The 14,510-nt window shown below is 61.3% G+C and carries 15 protein-coding genes and 1 pseudogene; 6 read left to right on the top strand and 10 right to left on the bottom strand.

The window, feature by feature from the left end; translation table 11 throughout:
- Positions 1–31 precede the first annotated feature (31 nt).
- From NMG80_RS13240 to NMG80_RS13220, 5 genes are all read right to left on the bottom strand, one after another.
- Entirely contained in the window at positions 32–880 is an 849-nt protein-coding gene (locus NMG80_RS13240; protein WP_254018508.1) for a class II aldolase/adducin family protein, read from the bottom strand.
- Positions 825–1,283: a YbhB/YbcL family Raf kinase inhibitor-like protein gene (locus NMG80_RS13235; protein WP_254018507.1), complete on the bottom strand. Its 459-nt coding sequence runs from the start codon at positions 1,281–1,283 to the stop codon at positions 825–827. Before NMG80_RS13235 ends, NMG80_RS13240 begins: the two co-directional genes overlap by 56 nt.
- Positions 1,284–1,316: 33 nt before the next feature.
- Positions 1,317–1,910 carry an amino acid synthesis family protein gene (locus NMG80_RS13230; RefSeq protein ID WP_254018506.1) on the bottom strand — a complete coding sequence of 198 codons (594 nt, stop codon included), beginning with the start codon at positions 1,908–1,910 and terminating at the stop codon, positions 1,317–1,319.
- 69 nt (positions 1,911–1,979) lie between these two features.
- Positions 1,980–3,119 carry an FAD-dependent oxidoreductase gene (locus NMG80_RS13225; RefSeq protein WP_254018505.1) on the bottom strand — a complete coding sequence of 380 codons (1,140 nt, stop codon included), beginning with the start codon at positions 3,117–3,119 and terminating at the stop codon, positions 1,980–1,982.
- A 41-nt stretch (positions 3,120–3,160) separates the two neighbouring features.
- Positions 3,161–3,997 carry a 2-(acetamidomethylene)succinate hydrolase gene (locus NMG80_RS13220; RefSeq protein WP_254018504.1) on the bottom strand — a complete coding sequence of 279 codons (837 nt, stop codon included), beginning with the start codon at positions 3,995–3,997 and terminating at the stop codon, positions 3,161–3,163.
- Positions 3,998–4,179: 182 nt separating this feature from the next.
- Between NMG80_RS13220 and NMG80_RS13215 the strand changes: the two genes are divergently transcribed.
- Together NMG80_RS13215 and NMG80_RS13210 are read left to right on the top strand one after the other, a co-directional pair.
- Positions 4,180–4,851 carry a GntR family transcriptional regulator gene (locus NMG80_RS13215; RefSeq protein ID WP_436798613.1) on the top strand — a complete coding sequence of 224 codons (672 nt, stop codon included), beginning with the start codon at positions 4,180–4,182 and terminating at the stop codon, positions 4,849–4,851.
- 156 nt (positions 4,852–5,007) lie between these two features.
- The gene (locus tag NMG80_RS13210; RefSeq protein WP_254018502.1) at positions 5,008–6,582 is read left to right on the top strand and encodes a GMC family oxidoreductase; all 1,575 of its coding nucleotides are present in this window, start codon (positions 5,008–5,010) and stop codon (positions 6,580–6,582) included.
- 14 nt (positions 6,583–6,596) lie between these two features.
- Here NMG80_RS13210 and NMG80_RS13205 read toward each other — a convergent pair whose 3' ends face one another.
- The 4 genes from NMG80_RS13205 to NMG80_RS13190 form a co-directional block, all read right to left on the bottom strand.
- Entirely contained in the window at positions 6,597–6,770 is a 174-nt protein-coding gene (locus NMG80_RS13205) for a hypothetical protein (protein ID WP_254018501.1), read from the bottom strand.
- Positions 6,771–7,219: 449 nt separating this feature from the next.
- Positions 7,220–7,816 (bottom strand): mobile mystery protein B, encoded by a 597-nt coding sequence (locus NMG80_RS13200; RefSeq protein ID WP_254018500.1) that lies wholly within the window; start codon positions 7,814–7,816, stop codon positions 7,220–7,222.
- On the bottom strand, positions 7,813–8,274 hold the full coding sequence (locus NMG80_RS13195) for a mobile mystery protein A (RefSeq protein WP_254018499.1): 462 nt from the start codon (positions 8,272–8,274) through the stop codon (positions 7,813–7,815). Before NMG80_RS13195 ends, NMG80_RS13200 begins: the two co-directional genes overlap by 4 nt.
- Positions 8,275–8,935: 661 nt before the next feature.
- Entirely contained in the window at positions 8,936–10,573 is a 1,638-nt protein-coding gene (locus NMG80_RS13190) for an ABC transporter substrate-binding protein (RefSeq protein WP_254018498.1), read from the bottom strand.
- Positions 10,574–10,756: 183 nt separating this feature from the next.
- Here NMG80_RS13190 and NMG80_RS13185 point away from each other — a divergent pair.
- Positions 10,757–11,617: pseudogene (locus tag NMG80_RS13185) on the top strand (LysR family transcriptional regulator); the annotation flags it as partial.
- Between the two features lie 20 nt (positions 11,618–11,637).
- On the opposite strand, the gene NMG80_RS13180 reads toward NMG80_RS13185, so the two are convergent.
- Positions 11,638–12,471, bottom strand: a complete 834-nt coding sequence (locus NMG80_RS13180; protein WP_254018497.1) for an Ldh family oxidoreductase — start codon at positions 12,469–12,471, stop codon at positions 11,638–11,640.
- Between the two features lie 325 nt (positions 12,472–12,796).
- Between NMG80_RS13180 and NMG80_RS13175 the strand changes: the two genes are divergently transcribed.
- The 3 genes from NMG80_RS13175 (at position 12,797) to NMG80_RS37045 (ending at position 14,451) form a co-directional block, all read left to right on the top strand.
- The gene (locus NMG80_RS13175; protein WP_254018496.1) at positions 12,797–13,978 is read left to right on the top strand and encodes a mandelate racemase/muconate lactonizing enzyme family protein; all 1,182 of its coding nucleotides are present in this window, start codon (positions 12,797–12,799) and stop codon (positions 13,976–13,978) included.
- A gap of 129 nt (positions 13,979–14,107) precedes the next feature.
- Positions 14,108–14,266, top strand: coding sequence for a hypothetical protein (locus NMG80_RS13170; RefSeq protein WP_254018495.1), 159 nt, complete (start codon positions 14,108–14,110; stop codon positions 14,264–14,266).
- 62 nt (positions 14,267–14,328) lie between these two features.
- Complete coding sequence (locus NMG80_RS37045; protein ID WP_301943354.1) at positions 14,329–14,451, top strand: hypothetical protein; 123 nt, start codon at positions 14,329–14,331, stop codon at positions 14,449–14,451.
- Positions 14,452–14,510: the final 59 nt, after the last annotated feature.

The following is a 14,510-nucleotide window of genomic DNA, read 5'->3' as shown; positions in this document are numbered from 1 at the left end:
GACGGTCCAGGCAATCTTCAAGGCCGCGGCACTAAGCCAAACCGGCCTGCCTGAGACGCTGCGACCAGTGATCCCATCCCCGGTCGATCTGCGCGCCGACAAGCTTTCCCGCCGCATTGATCTCGCCCGGCGACAGATACTTGATCGTGCCAATCTGCAGGCCGGCCGTAAGCGCTGCCGCTTCCTGCTCAAGATAGAAGGCGCGGAAGACAACCTCCCTGACGGAATTGCCCACATTAACGACGCCATGACGCGCCATGAGAACGACAGGATAGCTTCCGAGGCTTTCGGCGATGTCCCGACAGACGCTCGGGCTGCCGCCGAAGAGATCCGTGTCGTCACCGTGCTTGTCGCGGATCTCGTAGACGGGGACGGCATCGCCGAGAAAAGCCCCCATATGGGTGACTGGCCGAAGCGGCTGGTCGACGAAACAGTAAGGCAGGACAGCCGGAGAATGGGTGTGGAGCACGCATTGAACGTCGGGACGCGCCTTGTAGATTTCGCTGTGGATATAGCGCTCCAGATAGGACGGGCGGTTGTCTGACGTCTCACCGTCAAGGTTGAAGCGCTGGATGTCATTGACCGTTATCAAGCTTGGAGCAAGCTTCTGTGCCAGGAAGAAGCTTTGAGGATCCTCCGGAACACGGGCACTGATGTGGCCGAATGTATCCATAATCCGTTCGTTTATAAGGATTTTCGTGGCCGTAACCAGCTCATCGAAAATCTTTTCGTGAGCGGATTTATTCTCTGTCATTTTCAAATTCTCGCGTTGCATGGCATCTGCGATCATACTTATTGTTGTTATTGATCGCCGATGCGGGAATTCACTTGTTTTCGTAGATGCCGACGACCCGATTTTGCTCGATGACATTTCGGGCATATTTTTGGAGGAACTCCTCCCTGGTGGGCGTCCCTTCGACTTTCGTGTCCAGGGCATAGACCCAGAAGTAGTAGTGATGTTCTCCATGGCCCGCGGGCGGCTGAGGCCCATAATATTGCTTGTCGCCGGCGCCGTTAGGTCCTACGCGAAACTTTTCCTGCGCGTCCGAAAGATCAGTGGTCGACGGATCGATGCCGTAGACGACCCAATGCGTGAAACCGTTAGGCAAGGGCGCGTCTGGATCATGACAGATGACCGCGAGATCTTTCGCACCTACCGGGACGCCACTGACCGTAAGCTTGGGCAATACGTTGCCCTTGTCGCCGGCATGCTCGTCGCGCAATTTCCCCAGCGGCTGGAAATCCTCGGACGTGATCTTGAGGTCCTTGATGTTCAGGGGCATGGAATTTTCGTCCTTTCACCAATTTCGATCGAACTAGACAGCGGTGGCTCTGAGGTCAGCCACGGATTTACCCCCGACGCGCTGATGCACGCGCGGACCCGATGCGACGGCGACGCAGATCAAAAGCTCGTCCGGGCGTGGGGCATCCGGCACGGAAAAGGTGACGGCATCATAGTGGGAACGGATGTAGAGTTCGTCCTTGTGGGCGAGCGGGATGTCGATAGCAGTGCCGGCGACAGCGACCTTGCTCACCGACGAGATCCAAGCCTTGCCACCGCCCACCTGCTGCCGCAGCGGATCTCCGAATACCGTGGTGATGCAAGCAACGACATGTTCCTGTTCCCCGGCCGTACCTGCGATACCGCCTTTGCCGTAGCTTTCGACCTGCCTGTTGCCGAGCAGCGCCACGGCTCGCTGGCCGAGCGCATGACCGATAGCCGAACTCGGATTTGTCAGGTCGGACAGTTCGGCGACGAACTTTCCGGCGAACGGATTGCGTATAACAACGCCTGTCGCGACCTTGATGAGGGTTTCGCCAGGTTTGCCGCCGTCATGCCGGCTTTCCTGGACTGAGGAGTACCATCCCCTGACATCATAGTCTCTTTCGACTTCGCTGGAATAGTTCATCTTCATCTCCTGAAGGGAGCGCGCAGCTTCTGCACGCGCCAATTAATTCGTTGACCAGCTTGTCCGACGTTACTGCGGCCATGAGTAGACACGGCGCAGCGGGTCGAAGCGGGCAGCTTCCAGTGCCGCTGGCGTGAACATGTTTCCCTTCGAAAGCGAGCGGTTCGCCGCATAGTCGCCAGACAGGGCCTGGCAGCGATCCGTGATCGGGCGAATGCGCTTCTCCCACCCGACGAGCGTATCTTCGACCGAGGAGCCTTCCTCCAGGTCTTGCGACAGGCTGAAGGCGTTGACCATCGCGCAACCGGCGCCCTGGGCAAGAGCCGGGCACATCGCATGCGCGGCATCTCCAACAAGGGCAACCTTGCCTCTTGTCCAGCTATCCAGCTTGGTCGTTTCGTACTTGTCGTACCTGGCGGTTTTCAGCTTGGCCGCTTCGATCAGGCACGGCTCCAGGAAAGGAAACATCTCGACCCAAACTTCGAGATCGATCGGAACGCTTGATCCGCGAGGATCGGCGGCCGGAGCCATCAAGCCCAGATAGAGCTCATTCTCATTGCAGGGCGAGTAGAGAATGCGCTGAACACGCGGCCAGAAGTTCCACATGTCGATGGTATTGTCCCACTCGCCATGTCCGAGGTCTTTCTTCATGCGCGGTACAATCAGTCGGATGAGACCATCTTTCGAAATCCATCGATCCTGTTTGAAGCCGATGGAATCCCTGACCTTGGAGCCAACGCCATCGGCGCCGACGACCAGGTCGGCTTCGAGAACCTCGCCGCTCTGGAGGGTTACACGTCCGTCCGGATCGGCGGCGACTGCTTCGGAATTGACGCGGATGTCGACGCCCAGGGCACGGGCCCGGTTGACCAAGGCATCGTGCAGGTGGCTCCGAGTCATGATGCGCCAGGGGAGACCGTTGAACGTCTCCTTGGAAACCGACTTGTTATGCATCCAGGTCTCGTAGGTCGGAGGCGTGTGCGAGCCCAGGAGAACATCGTCCAAGGCGCCCAGCCCTTCGAGCACGCGAAGGCCATTGTGCCAGAGATAGATGCCCGCTCCGAATGCCCGGAGCACCGAACTCTTTTCGTGCAGCCTGACATCCCAACCGTTCTGCCTGAGAGCGATGGCGGCTGTCAGGCCGGCAAAGCCGCCACCGGCGACCTCGGCACGACGCGCTTTGCCCGAAGTTTTGTTTACGTTGGCCATTGTCTGGATCCTGCTGCGTACAAGAAGACGGCGCTTGGCCGTCAGGCGTCTATGAAGTTCGTGATGGCTTTCAACGTGATCTCGGGAGAGACCTCGTTGACGTAATGGTCGGCGCCCGGAACGACGACGACAGGCAGATCAGGCCGCAGCCGACTTGTCTTCGCCAACGCCGCCGCTGACACCAACTTACTCGTCTCGCCTCGCACGATGAGGACTGGCTTCGTCACGTTCCGGTAGGCCGGCACCAAGTCCGATCGCAGGCCCCTGGCGGTCTGCGCCATGGCCGCAGGCGAGGCCAATGGACGCAATCCACCATCGACCGGCTGATAGCCGCTTTCAGCCCTGATCTTGATGGCGTTGGCGGGAATATTCGGATAGCGGCCGGCGAGGTATGCTTCGACGGCCTTTACAGTCTCGAAAAGCTGGCTCCCCGCGTTCACTCGCGCTTCCAACGCGTCCAACGCTTCAGTCTCGATGTACGGCGTAAAGTCGATTGCGATGACCGACCGCACCAAATCCGGGTATTTCGCTGCGGCCGCGACGGAATTTCTAGCACCAAGCGAATGTCCGACGAGGACGGCATGGCCTCGATCGAGAGTGCGTATCAGGCCGGCGATGTCGTCCGCGTAGTCATTCGCCGCGTAGCCGGTTTCCGGCTTGTCGCTGAGGCCATGCCCTCTCTGGTCAACCGCTATGGTCGTAAACCGATCCGAGAGTCGGGCCATCAACGGCTCGAAGACGGCAGAGTTGGAGGTGATGCCGTGGAAGAACAGCATCAATGGGCCGTTGCCCTTCTCGCGCACGTTCAAGGTGATGCGGCCAATGTCGATGCGTCGCGAGATGAAGTGGTCGGAAGGTATGTCTGCCGCCATGTCCATGATCCTCGCTTCCGCTGCCCGTCTCCTGCAAAAGGATCATAAAAGCTGGGGTCGCGTCAAGCCGATTGTCTGACTTTCTTGCAATCTTCAGATTTGACAATCTGGCTATCCTGCTGTCAAATTTCCGCAGCGTGGCGTATGCTGCTTCAGCTTGCGACTCAAAAGCCCATGAGACGTTATCGATGCCCCCAGACTTGAATTTGCGAATTTCGCCACGGACAGTGCAACGGGAGACCGTCGACAAGTTGCGGCTCGCCATCTTCTCCGGATTGTTCCAGCCGGGAAGCCGCCTCATCGAAAGTCAACTGTGCACACAGCTCGGCATCAGCCGCCCGTCGCTGAGAGAGGCTTTGCGCAGTCTTGAGGCCGAGCGCCTGATCGAGATTGTACCCAACCGCGGGCCGTCGATACCGGCACTTTCGTGGGAGGTGGCAACCGCCATCTACGAGGTTCGAGAGCTGTTGGAAGTCGAGGCAGCGGGACGATGCGCGTTGAGAATTTCCCCGGAACAGTTGCGTGAACTTGAGAAATCTCTTTCCGCATTCGAAGAGGCGGCATCCAGCAATGACAGCCTGGCGCAGGTCATGACCGCCGCAGACTTCTATTCAATCATACTCGCGAATTGCGGGAATCCGATCCTGGAGGAAGTGCATCGCGGTCTGGTGGCCAGGATAAGCTTCTTTCGAGGACGATCGATGTCATTGGACGGCAGAGCACAAAGCAGCCTGGCGGAGATGAGGGAGATATTCGAATCCATCGCCGCCGGCGACGAGAAAGCCGCCCGCAAAGCCTCGAAACAGCATGTCTTGAAGGCGAAAGCGGCAGCGAAGATATCCATGGACAGCGGGCTTTGAGTTCTTCGAAAGACTGTAGTTCCGTCTGAGACTCGAAGTCCTTCATGACGTTTCGGATCGGGTATCTGCCGAACGCAGATCAGTGCGCGCGGTCTTCACCATGTCGGTGTCAGACATGCCGGCTATCGAAGCCAGCAAGTGGCAGATGGAGCGATGATGACCAGGGCCAATGTTGAGCGCAAATCGAATTCCGATATCGTCATCGTCGGCGGTGGGTCGGCCGGCACATTGCTTGCCGCGCGACTGAGTGAAGAGCCGGACAGTCGCGTTCTGCTGATCGAGGCAGGCGAAGAGGCGGCAGACCCCGACATCTGGAACCCCGCTGCCTGGCCGACGCTTCAGGGCCGTAGCTATGATTGGGACTATCGTACGGAGCCGCAAGCCGGCACCGCAGGCCGGGTGCATCATTGGGCGCGCGGGCGGTTGATCGGCGGCTCGAGTTGCCTGCATGCGATGGGCTACATGCGCGGTCATCCTTCCGACTTCCAGGCTTGGGTCGACGCGACTGGGGATCGCCGATGGAGTTGGGATGAACTGCTGTCTATTTTCCAGGCTATCGAAAACCACCCGCTTGGTGGCGACGGCATTCACGGCAAGGGTGGGCCGTTGCCGATCCATTTACCGGCGGACGAAGTAAGTCCGCTTGCTCGTGCCTTCATCGAGGCAGGCGCATCGTTGGGTCTGCCTCGCCTTGAGGGCCACAACAGCGGAGAGATGATCGGTGTCACCCCGAACTCTTTGAACATTCGCGACGGGCGGCGGGTTACGGCGGCGGACGCTTGGCTCACAAAGACTGTTCGCGGCCGCCAAAACCTTACCATCCTTACGGGATCCCGGGTGCGGCGGCTCAACTTGGAGGGCAATCAGGTCCGCAGCCTCGAGGTCGTAGGGCGACAGGGTTCGGTCGAAGTCTTTGCGGATCAAATTGTACTTTGTGCCGGAGCGTTGGAAAGTCCGGCTTTGCTGATGCGTTCGGGCATCGGCCCGCACGATGTGCTCGATGCCGCGGGCGTTGGCTGCTTGATCGATATGCCTGAAATCGGTCGAAACCTTCAGGACCACCTGCTTGGTGCCGGCAACCTTTATGCGGCCCGCGAGCCGGTTCCTCCATCGCGCCTCCAACATTCGGAGTCGATGGCCTATATGCGAGCTGACAACTTCACCGCTACCGGGCAGCCTGAAATAGTCGTTGGCTGCGGCATCGCGCCGATCGTGTCCGAATGCTTCCAAGCGCCTGCCGCTGGCACGGCCTACACGCTGCTGTTCGGGATCACCCATCCGACGAGCCGCGGCAGCGTGCGTATAAGTGGGCCTGAGCTCGGTGATCGATTGATAATCGACCCGGCATACCTGCAAACCGGTCGGGACCGCGAGCTGTTTCGCCAAGCTCTCGAGGCAGCACGGACAATCGGGCATAGAGATGAACTCGCCGGCTGGCGAGAGCGCGAACTCCTGCCAGGCACCTTGAACAGTGCGGCCAAGATGGACGACTTCATCGCGCAGTCGGTGATCACACACCATCATCCCTGCGGTACTTGCAGGATGGGTAAGGACTCGGACGCCGTCGTCGATGCAAATCTACGACTCAAAGCGCTCGACAATCTTTGTGTCGTGGATGCGTCGATTATGCCCAACCTAACCGCAGGACCGATTCATGCTGCGGTCCTCGCGATCGCCGAGACCTTCGCTCGATGGCACCGGGAACCCTACAATCTTGACCCGAAGGGCTGATGTTCTTGACTGGTTCATCTCATCATCCCTCGCGAAGATCGCGGCCGTTGCAGGCTCGTCCTTCGGGACAAGTTTGCTTTGAGTCCGACATGCAGGCACGGCAGATGCGCGCGGCTCTTGCCGGCCAGCGTGCGGTCGGTGAGCGCGATCGCCGCGGCGAGCGGTTCGGCAACGTCGGCGAGCGGCACGGAAATTTTGCGTCTGCGCGGATGTTAAGCCGATCAGACCAAAGCCGAGGGGATTGATCTATTGGACCTAGGTATTGCCGACACTTCGGCGGCCTCGCGCCACACGCCCTCGGCCGGAGTTTGCGAGGTTTGCCCGAAGAAGGCGGTCTCGGAAGCCCACCATAAATCAACAATATCAATGCGATGCACGGAGGTTCGCCATTCATGATTTGGCTAACCGAACCAAAATATACCGGGTAGGCCCCGGAGGGACATCGACTTCTCAACAATCAGTTAGCGGGTGGTTCGCCCAGCCATATCCTTCATATGTTCTCGTATTCGGTGGCGAACCTTGCGCGAGGGATCGTCACCGGACGGCTAAGACCCGGCGGGGCTTGGTGAGCGCGGCGAGTAGAGCCCGATCCTGCGTAGCCCCAAGCGGAGCAGGACGCGCCATGAAAATGAAAGAACTACGACCGCGCAAAAACCAGCAACGGCGCTATGTCATGATCGTCCGCCGCCCGCAGCGCCCCGACATACCTGGTGCGCAGTTCGCCGGTATCCGCAAGTCCGCCGCCGCCCCAGCTGAACGGCTCGCCGCCGAGCCGCTCGATTAGAAGGTCGGCCATCAGCCGCGCATGACGCCCGTTCCCGTTCGGGAAAGGATGAATGGCAACCAGCCGGTGATGCAGCCGCACGGCGATTTCATCCGGCGAATACGTTCCATTCTCCACCCAATAGCGCACGTCACCGAACAGCGCCGCCATATCGGTCTGGATGCGGTACGCATCGACCCCGATATTCCGCGCCGTCGTGCGGCAAGTCCCCGCCCACTTCCACACATCGCCGAACATGCGCTTATGCAACGTCATGGCGACGTCGATGCTGAGAATGTCCTGCAGCTTGCGCCCGCGCCGCCCGCGCGCCCACGCCACCCCTGCCAGGATATTCTCCTGCTCGGCCTCGTTGAGATCGCCGCGATGCGTAATCCAGCTTTGCAGGAGTCCTTCGCGCTCCTCCGGCTCCAGCGGCCTCGCGTCTTCGGGTTCCGCGAAGAGGTCGCTCACGGCCCCTCCCACAGATCACGGTCTTTGACTTGGTCGCGGATATAAGCCTCGATGCGCGCTTCCATCCCGGCATCGCCGGTTTCCTGCGCTTCCAGCTTCATCGTATGGGCAACACGCGCAAGCGCGCGCATCGCGATCTTCCGCGCTCGCGCATTGACGGCTTCCTCCAGCGAGCTGTTCGGCACGAGCGCATAGACCAGCGTGCAGTCCAGCGCCTCGGCGGCCCGCCGCAACGTGCTGAGCTGGATTGAACCGGAGGCCTCGGATTTCTCAAGCGCCTCCACCGTCTGCGGACGCACGCCGAGCCTGGCTGCAAGCTGAACGCCGCTCATGCCAAGCGCATCCCGGATCGCCCGTATCCAGCCCTTGGGAGGCGGAAGCAGCCGATCTACGGGCTTCAAGCCCGCAAGCCGCTCATCCAGGCGCTCCCGCGCCCTCTTTCGCACATACGTTTTCATATGATGGCCTGGTTTTTCTACTATAGAGATCAGTCTACAGTATGATAGTTACAATTGCAATATCAGACTGAAATATGATTTTAATCGCGTAGGATCATCTTATGGCCTGATAATGGTAGGAAGCCGGTCTTCCGCGTAGTCGGCTCCCACGGCTTTCCGGCAAGAGAGATCAGGCCCCTTCCTCGATGGACAACCTCAACCTTTGGTTCTGGCCGTCGAACCGGTTGACCGCCGTGGCAAAATGCTGGCTCAGCACCATAGATTCCAAAACGAACTGGATCGCCTGTTTGAGAGAGACGTCGCCGAGCGCCGTCAGCCGTTTGCTCAGATGAAAGAGCGAGAGACGCGAAGCCCCGCCAACTGAAATTGTCGCTCTCTCGTTATCGGCAAAGCACCCGGCGAATGATGCGCACAGCAGTAGCGCATAGCCGTCGCCGGATCGCCGCGTTCAACGATCCCGCCGCAATGGGCTCTTTGATCGTCTGGCGTCATTCGCCTTCGGCGTGGGCTACGAAAGCCCTACCCAATTCAGCCGGGAATACGCACGTCTGTTCGGCCTGCCCATCAACGGACGCAGAACGGGTCATTCGGCAGGTCCGATCGAGTGCGGCAGGTTCGTTCGAGCCGGCAGCGCGCAAGTTGCTGCCGACTCCTTGAGCCGTCACATGTCGAGCCACACCTCCTCCAGGTGCATCTCGCGCAGAGGATGGCGCTTATAGCCCCGCACCGCAGCGATACGGTGCATGATGAGTTCATTCCAATAGGGCTGGATGAGCACGCCACTGTCCTGCAACATCTTTTCCATTTCGGCCATCAGCGGGCGGCGCTTGTCGGGATCGAAGACGCCGAGCACTTCGGTGAGCTTGGCGTCGAAGTCCGGATTGGAGAAACCGCTTTCGTTCCACGCTTCGCCGGAGCGGTAGGCAACAGCGTAGATCTGCACGCCAAGCGGTCGCCCGCCCCATGACGTGGCTGAAAACGGATATTTCGTCCAGTCGTTCCAGAAGGTCGAGCCCGGTAGCAGCGTTCGCTTGACCTTCATCCCCGCGTCGCGCATCTGCGCCGCGATGACATCGCAGGACGAGGACATCCAGCCTTCATTTATCGAAATCAGTTCGAATTCGGTATCAGTCTGACCCGCCTCGGCCAGCAACGCCTTCGCCTTTTCCTTGTCGGGCGCTACCTTTGGAACCTCCGCATATTCGGGATGCACCGGCGCGACGTGGTGGTTTTCGCCGACAGTGCCCAGGCCAGCGACGCCGAGCTGAAGCACCACCGCATTGTCGACCGCGCCTTGGATCGCCTTGCGTACCCGCACATCCGTATAAGGCGCAGTCTTGGCGTTCATGCGCGCCACCATGGTCGTGGCCGTGAGCGCGGTCTCGCGGACGAGCCCGGCTGCGTCATAGCTCGCGGCGATTTCGGCGCTTGTCTCGTCGTTCATATGCACCTCGCCGGTCTCGTAGGCCGAGATCAGCAGGTTTTCGTCGGTGCCGTAGTCGATGAACTCGATGCCGTCGAGCAGCGCCTCGCCGCCCCACCAGCTGCCGTTCTCGCGGCGCTTCAACACCGCTTTCTCGCCGACCGCGAAGGAGACAAGTTCGAAGGCACCCGTGCCGATCGGCTCGGCGGCGAGATTGCCCTTGAAGGAAGGATGCACGCAGAGCGCCGGATAGTCGCCGAAGCTCGGAATCAGCGAGATGTCGGCGACGCGCAGATGGAGCTTGACGGTATGTCTGTCGACCCTCTCGATCGCATCCGCGGCCGCCTGCGGCTCGTCGCCGTTGCGCAGCGCCGCCATGCGCGCAGCCATGGAACTTCCCTCCGCGGTCGTGTCGGCGAAGCGCTTGATGTTGAAGATCACGTCGTCTGCGGTGAAATCGTCGCCGTTGGTCCATTTGACGCCCTGGCGAACCTTCAGGATGTAGGTTTTGGCGTCGTCCGAAACCTCCCAGGATTCGAGCAGGCTGGGCGAGAAGCTGTTGTCCGGCTCCCAGCGGACCAGCGGCTCGCAGAACTGACGTGCCACGTTGGATTTCTGCGGCCAGTCGAAGGCGCGCGGGTCACTGATGTCGAGCACCTGCTGGCCGACCTTCAGGATGCCGCCCCTCTTCTGCTCCTGTGCCGAGGCGCGTGTTGGCGCAGCTAGACCGGCAAGGGCGTAAGCCGCGGCGGCGCCGACGCCGAGCACGCTTGCGAGGGCAAGAAACTCACGGCGGTCGAGCCGGCCCGCCCGCGTCTCGCCGGCAAGCTTCTGGACGATGGGGCGCCCGGCGCCCGTCTTGCGATGTTCGGTCATTTTCAGTTCCCCTTTGTTCGGGCGTGCGACGCCCGGCCTGATTATGCGGGGCCAAACCCTGGCAATTGAGTGGTTTCGCCATGGAACGGCGCAAAAAGTCTCGCGAATTTTTCTTTGAACGCTGCCTTGAAAAGTGCTGCCTGAGAATTGACGATTTCGCCGTTCTTCTTTTATCTGTGGTAAATGCGACAGTCGCCACCCACAGTCGGCTTGAGAGCGTTCGAGGCCGTGCTTCGCCATGGCAGCCTTTCAGCCGCCGCACGGGAGTTGTGCGTGACCCCGGCCGCCATCAGCCACCGGCTTCGGGAGTTGGAGGTCGAGGCGGGCCGAGCCCTGTTGTTCAGGTCGCGCGGCCGCTTCCTGCCGACCGAGGCGGGCTCGCATCTCGCTGCCGTCCTCGGGGACGCCTTCGCGCGGATCCGGGCCGCTGATGCGGTGCTGCGCAACCTCAATGCGACCCCGGCGCTGCGGGTGGTGGCGCCGATGACCTTCACCGTTCTGTGGTTGCTGCCGCGCCTTGCCGGCTTCGAGGCGCTTAATCCGGAGGTCACGCCCTATGTCGCGGCGGCCAACGATCCGATGCGGCGCGACGGCCACCTTGCCGACATCCGTATCGCCCATACGGTCGTCCCGCCCGGTCCCGACTGGCACCTTCTGGTGCGCGAGACGGTCGCCATCGCTTTCGCTCCCAGCTCCGAGGCCGACGGCGTTTCGGACCTTCGCGACCTGACCAGGCTGCGGGCCATCCACATCGACAATCCCGGTGGCCAGCACAACGGCACATTGAACTGGCAGGGCTGGCTTGCCGCGAAAGGTCTGGACGCGCCGGTGCCGCCCGGCCCGCACGTTAATGCCGAGCATTCGGCCGCCGATATAGCCGCGCAGGGTTCGGCGATCATGCTGGCGAGCCTGTTCACGTCGGCCACCCATTTCGCCAGCGGCCGGCTGAAGGCTGCGCCCGGCAGCGCCGTGAGCACCGACATCTGCTATTGGGTCACCATGGAACGGCCAAGCCCGGTCGCGCAGTCCTTTCTGGATTGGCTGAAGGCCGAAGTGGCCCGCCATCAGGCAGGAGAAATGACCGCGGGGCTAGCCCAGTCCGGCCAGGAAGCGGGACTTTCGCCGGCTAGTTCCGCGAGCGCCGCTGCCTCCGCGTCTTCCAGCGGCACGCCGTTCTGCTCGGCGTAGCGGTGATTTTTATGCCTGCGGTCGCCGGGCAGACGCACACCCTCCTGTGCCGCCATCGTACCCAGCATCGTCTCCAGCCTTTCGACGAAGTTCGGGGCCATGGCTTCAGAGTCGAAGGCGATGAAGCTCTGTCCGAGCCTAGCGGTCCGCCGAAATCGTCTCCGAGCGACGATGCCTCGAACGACCAGTGCGAGCCGGTCAGGCCAGCCTCTAGCACCTCGACCATCAGCGCCAGCGCGCTGCCCTTGTGGCCGCCGGACGGCGCGATCGAGCCCTTTTAGCCCTTCCCGCGCGTCGGTGGTCGGCTTTCCCCGGGCATCGAGCGCCCAGGGGGGCGGAATTTCGCGTCCGGCGGCCGCGGCGCTGGCCAGATTGACGAAGGCGGTCGCCGCCGCCGACTGTCGATGACCAGCGGATCCCCGGCGCGCGGCGCGCCGAAGGCCCGGGGGTTGGTGCCGAAAAGGCGTGCGGCCACCCCACGGCGCCATGGTCGAAGAGGCGTTGGTCGCAGCCAACGACACCAGCCCGGCTCGCGCGAGGCGGTCGGTGAAATAGCCCAGCACGCCGCAGGCATAGGCATTGGCAACGCCGAGAGCGGCGATGCCCTGCCGGCGCGCCGCCTCGATCAACTGCGGCTCACCTGCTTCGTAGGCCGGATGAGCGAAGCCGCCCAGCGCGTCGACGCGGATTGCGCCCGGCCGCGGCGCCACGGCAACGGGTTCCGCCGTCCCGACAATCTTGCCGATTGTCGCGTGGCGGCAATATCAGGGCAGATTGCCGAGACCGACGCCGAGCGTTCCTTCAGCCTACGCAGCACGTATCGAGCGCGCGACCGCACCGGCTTGTTTGGGACTCGCGCCGGCCTTTGCCAGTGCCAACACCGCAATCCGCTCGACTTTGTCCAACGCGACCCGTGCCACATGTCCCTCCTCTGCTGCGAGATGTCGAATTCGTGATGGACATTAGGCGGAAATGTTGGGAGGAATCGAGGGACACCGTTTTACCTGTGATAAAATCGGCAGAAAGCGCCGTCCAATGAAAATCGCTTCCATCCGCGCAACGCCGATTCTCGTCCCGCTCGAGGCCCCCTATCTCTGGTCCTACGGAGTGCTGGACGCTTTCACCAAATGCGTGGTCGAGGTCGAGACGTCGGACGGCGTGGTCGGTATCGGCGAAGCGCCGAGCCATTCCGCGGCCGCTGTGATCGAAGCCTGGGCGGAAACCTTGGTCGGCCTCGACCCGCTCGATATCGCCGGCATCGAGCGGAAAGTGCTGCCCTGGATGCCTGCCGCACATTCGGTCACGGATTACGGCCGTCGCGGCGCATGGGGCGGCATCGAGATCGCGCTGTGGGATCTACGCGGCAAGCTGTGGGGCCAGCCGGTGGCGAACCTGCTCGGTGGCATCCATCGGCGCGAAATCCCCTTCACCGACTATTTCAGCTATCGCCTGCCACAAGACGGCAAGGGTGGCGAGGCGACCGTTTCCGCCATTGTCGACTACTGCCTTTCGCTGCGCGAGGCGCATGGCACCACCTTCTTCGAGGGCAAGGTGTCGAACCCCGATCTTCGCGCCAACATCACCCTGATGCAAGCGTTGCGCGACGCCCTGGGTCCTGACGCCATGCTCAGGATCGACAGCAACCAGGCCTTCAGCCTGCCATCTGCGGCCTATCTTGCGCCGGCGTTCGAGGAGATCGGCACGCGCAACTGGGAGGATCCGACACCTGACTGGACGGCAATGAAGCGGCTGCGCGAGCGCACCACGATTCCCTTCTCCGGCCACAACACCGACATCGCCAAGGCAGTCGAGTACGGCGTGCCGGATGCCATCGTCTCGGACGTCGCGGGTCTCGGCGGTTTCTCCGCGGCGATGCGCTTCGTCTCGGCCTGCCAGGGAGCGGGCATCGATTTCTGGTGCTATTCGGGCGACAGCGGCCTCGGCACGGCCGCTTATCTGCACCTGTGCGCCGCGCACCCGCATATCCGGGAACCCAATCAATCGCTGCTTCGCCAGCAGCCGCATGACGTGATCGCAGAAGGCCCGTTCAGTCCAAAGAACAATTTCTTGTCGCTGCCGGATGGGTCGGGACTTGGCGTGACACTCGATCGCGACCGGCTGCGTTTCTGCTCGGATATGCTGAAGGAGAAAGGCGTACCGAACAAGTATTATGACCCCGATGCGCCGGGCCAGATGCGGCGCATGCCTCTCTGCTGAAAGCACTCTGAGTGGTTATCAACCAAAGACGCCAAGCATGTGTGGTCTTCTAAGCGGACCAATCGCCGATGCGGTTGCGGCGCATTTCACGCGCTTTGGCGAAAAGCAGTAAGGCAGGAGGTCATGATAATGCAGACAGCCAGAGTGCTCACCGTGGCCATCATCTGCTTTGGGGGAACAGCGATGGCAAGAGCCGAACAAATCAGCGCCGATGATCGCCTAGCGATCATGGATACCATCACCGACTTCGCGGCGTCGGGCCTGTTTCCGCATCATCGAGCAAGGTAAGGCCGGTTTCGTCGACAGGCGACACTTGGCAAGTAACCTGCAAAACTCATGGAGAGATCAGAATGCCGAGTGAGAAATATGCTGCCTATGAGGGTGCCGAGCCCTATTTCGAGCTGGTCCAAAGGGCACTGGGGGACCTCGTCGACGGCGAGCACTTCGTACAGCATGGCAAGACGGCTATTTAACACTCGAGCAGTTGATGTCCTTCGCGGTAAGACTGGTGCCGCTCATACCAACCGCGGAT

The sequence above is a fragment of the Mesorhizobium escarrei genome, assembly GCF_935825525.1.
GTDB lineage: Bacteria > Pseudomonadota > Alphaproteobacteria > Rhizobiales > Rhizobiaceae > Mesorhizobium > Mesorhizobium escarrei.
The sequence above is the reverse complement of the archived record's forward strand: the minus strand, read 5'-3'. Positions and strand labels throughout refer to the sequence as shown.

What these genes read in the sequence shown, in the direction of transcription:
- NMG80_RS13195 (WP_254018499.1), bottom strand. Translation starts at nt 8,274, where the DNA reads ATGAAAACGTATGTGCGAAAGAGGGCGCGGGAGCGCCTGGATGAGCGG.
- NMG80_RS13225 (WP_254018505.1), bottom strand. Translation starts at nt 3,119, where the DNA reads ATGGCCAACGTAAACAAAACTTCGGGCAAAGCGCGTCGTGCCGAGGTC.
- NMG80_RS13215 (WP_436798613.1), top strand. Translation starts at nt 4,180, where the DNA reads ATGCCCCCAGACTTGAATTTGCGAATTTCGCCACGGACAGTGCAACGG.
- NMG80_RS13240 (WP_254018508.1), bottom strand. Translation starts at nt 880, where the DNA reads ATGCCCGAAATGTCATCGAGCAAAATCGGGTCGTCGGCATCTACGAAA.
- NMG80_RS13210 (WP_254018502.1), top strand. Translation starts at nt 5,008, where the DNA reads ATGACCAGGGCCAATGTTGAGCGCAAATCGAATTCCGATATCGTCATC.
- NMG80_RS13235 (WP_254018507.1), bottom strand. Translation starts at nt 1,283, where the DNA reads ATGCCCCTGAACATCAAGGACCTCAAGATCACGTCCGAGGATTTCCAG.
- NMG80_RS13190 (WP_254018498.1), bottom strand. Translation starts at nt 10,573, where the DNA reads ATGACCGAACATCGCAAGACGGGCGCCGGGCGCCCCATCGTCCAGAAG.
- NMG80_RS13220 (WP_254018504.1), bottom strand. Translation starts at nt 3,997, where the DNA reads ATGGACATGGCGGCAGACATACCTTCCGACCACTTCATCTCGCGACGC.
- NMG80_RS13175 (WP_254018496.1), top strand. Translation starts at nt 12,797, where the DNA reads ATGAAAATCGCTTCCATCCGCGCAACGCCGATTCTCGTCCCGCTCGAG.
- NMG80_RS37045 (WP_301943354.1), top strand. Translation starts at nt 14,329, where the DNA reads ATGCCGAGTGAGAAATATGCTGCCTATGAGGGTGCCGAGCCCTATTTC.
- NMG80_RS13170 (WP_254018495.1), top strand. Translation starts at nt 14,108, where the DNA reads ATGCAGACAGCCAGAGTGCTCACCGTGGCCATCATCTGCTTTGGGGGA.
- NMG80_RS13230 (WP_254018506.1), bottom strand. Translation starts at nt 1,910, where the DNA reads ATGAACTATTCCAGCGAAGTCGAAAGAGACTATGATGTCAGGGGATGG.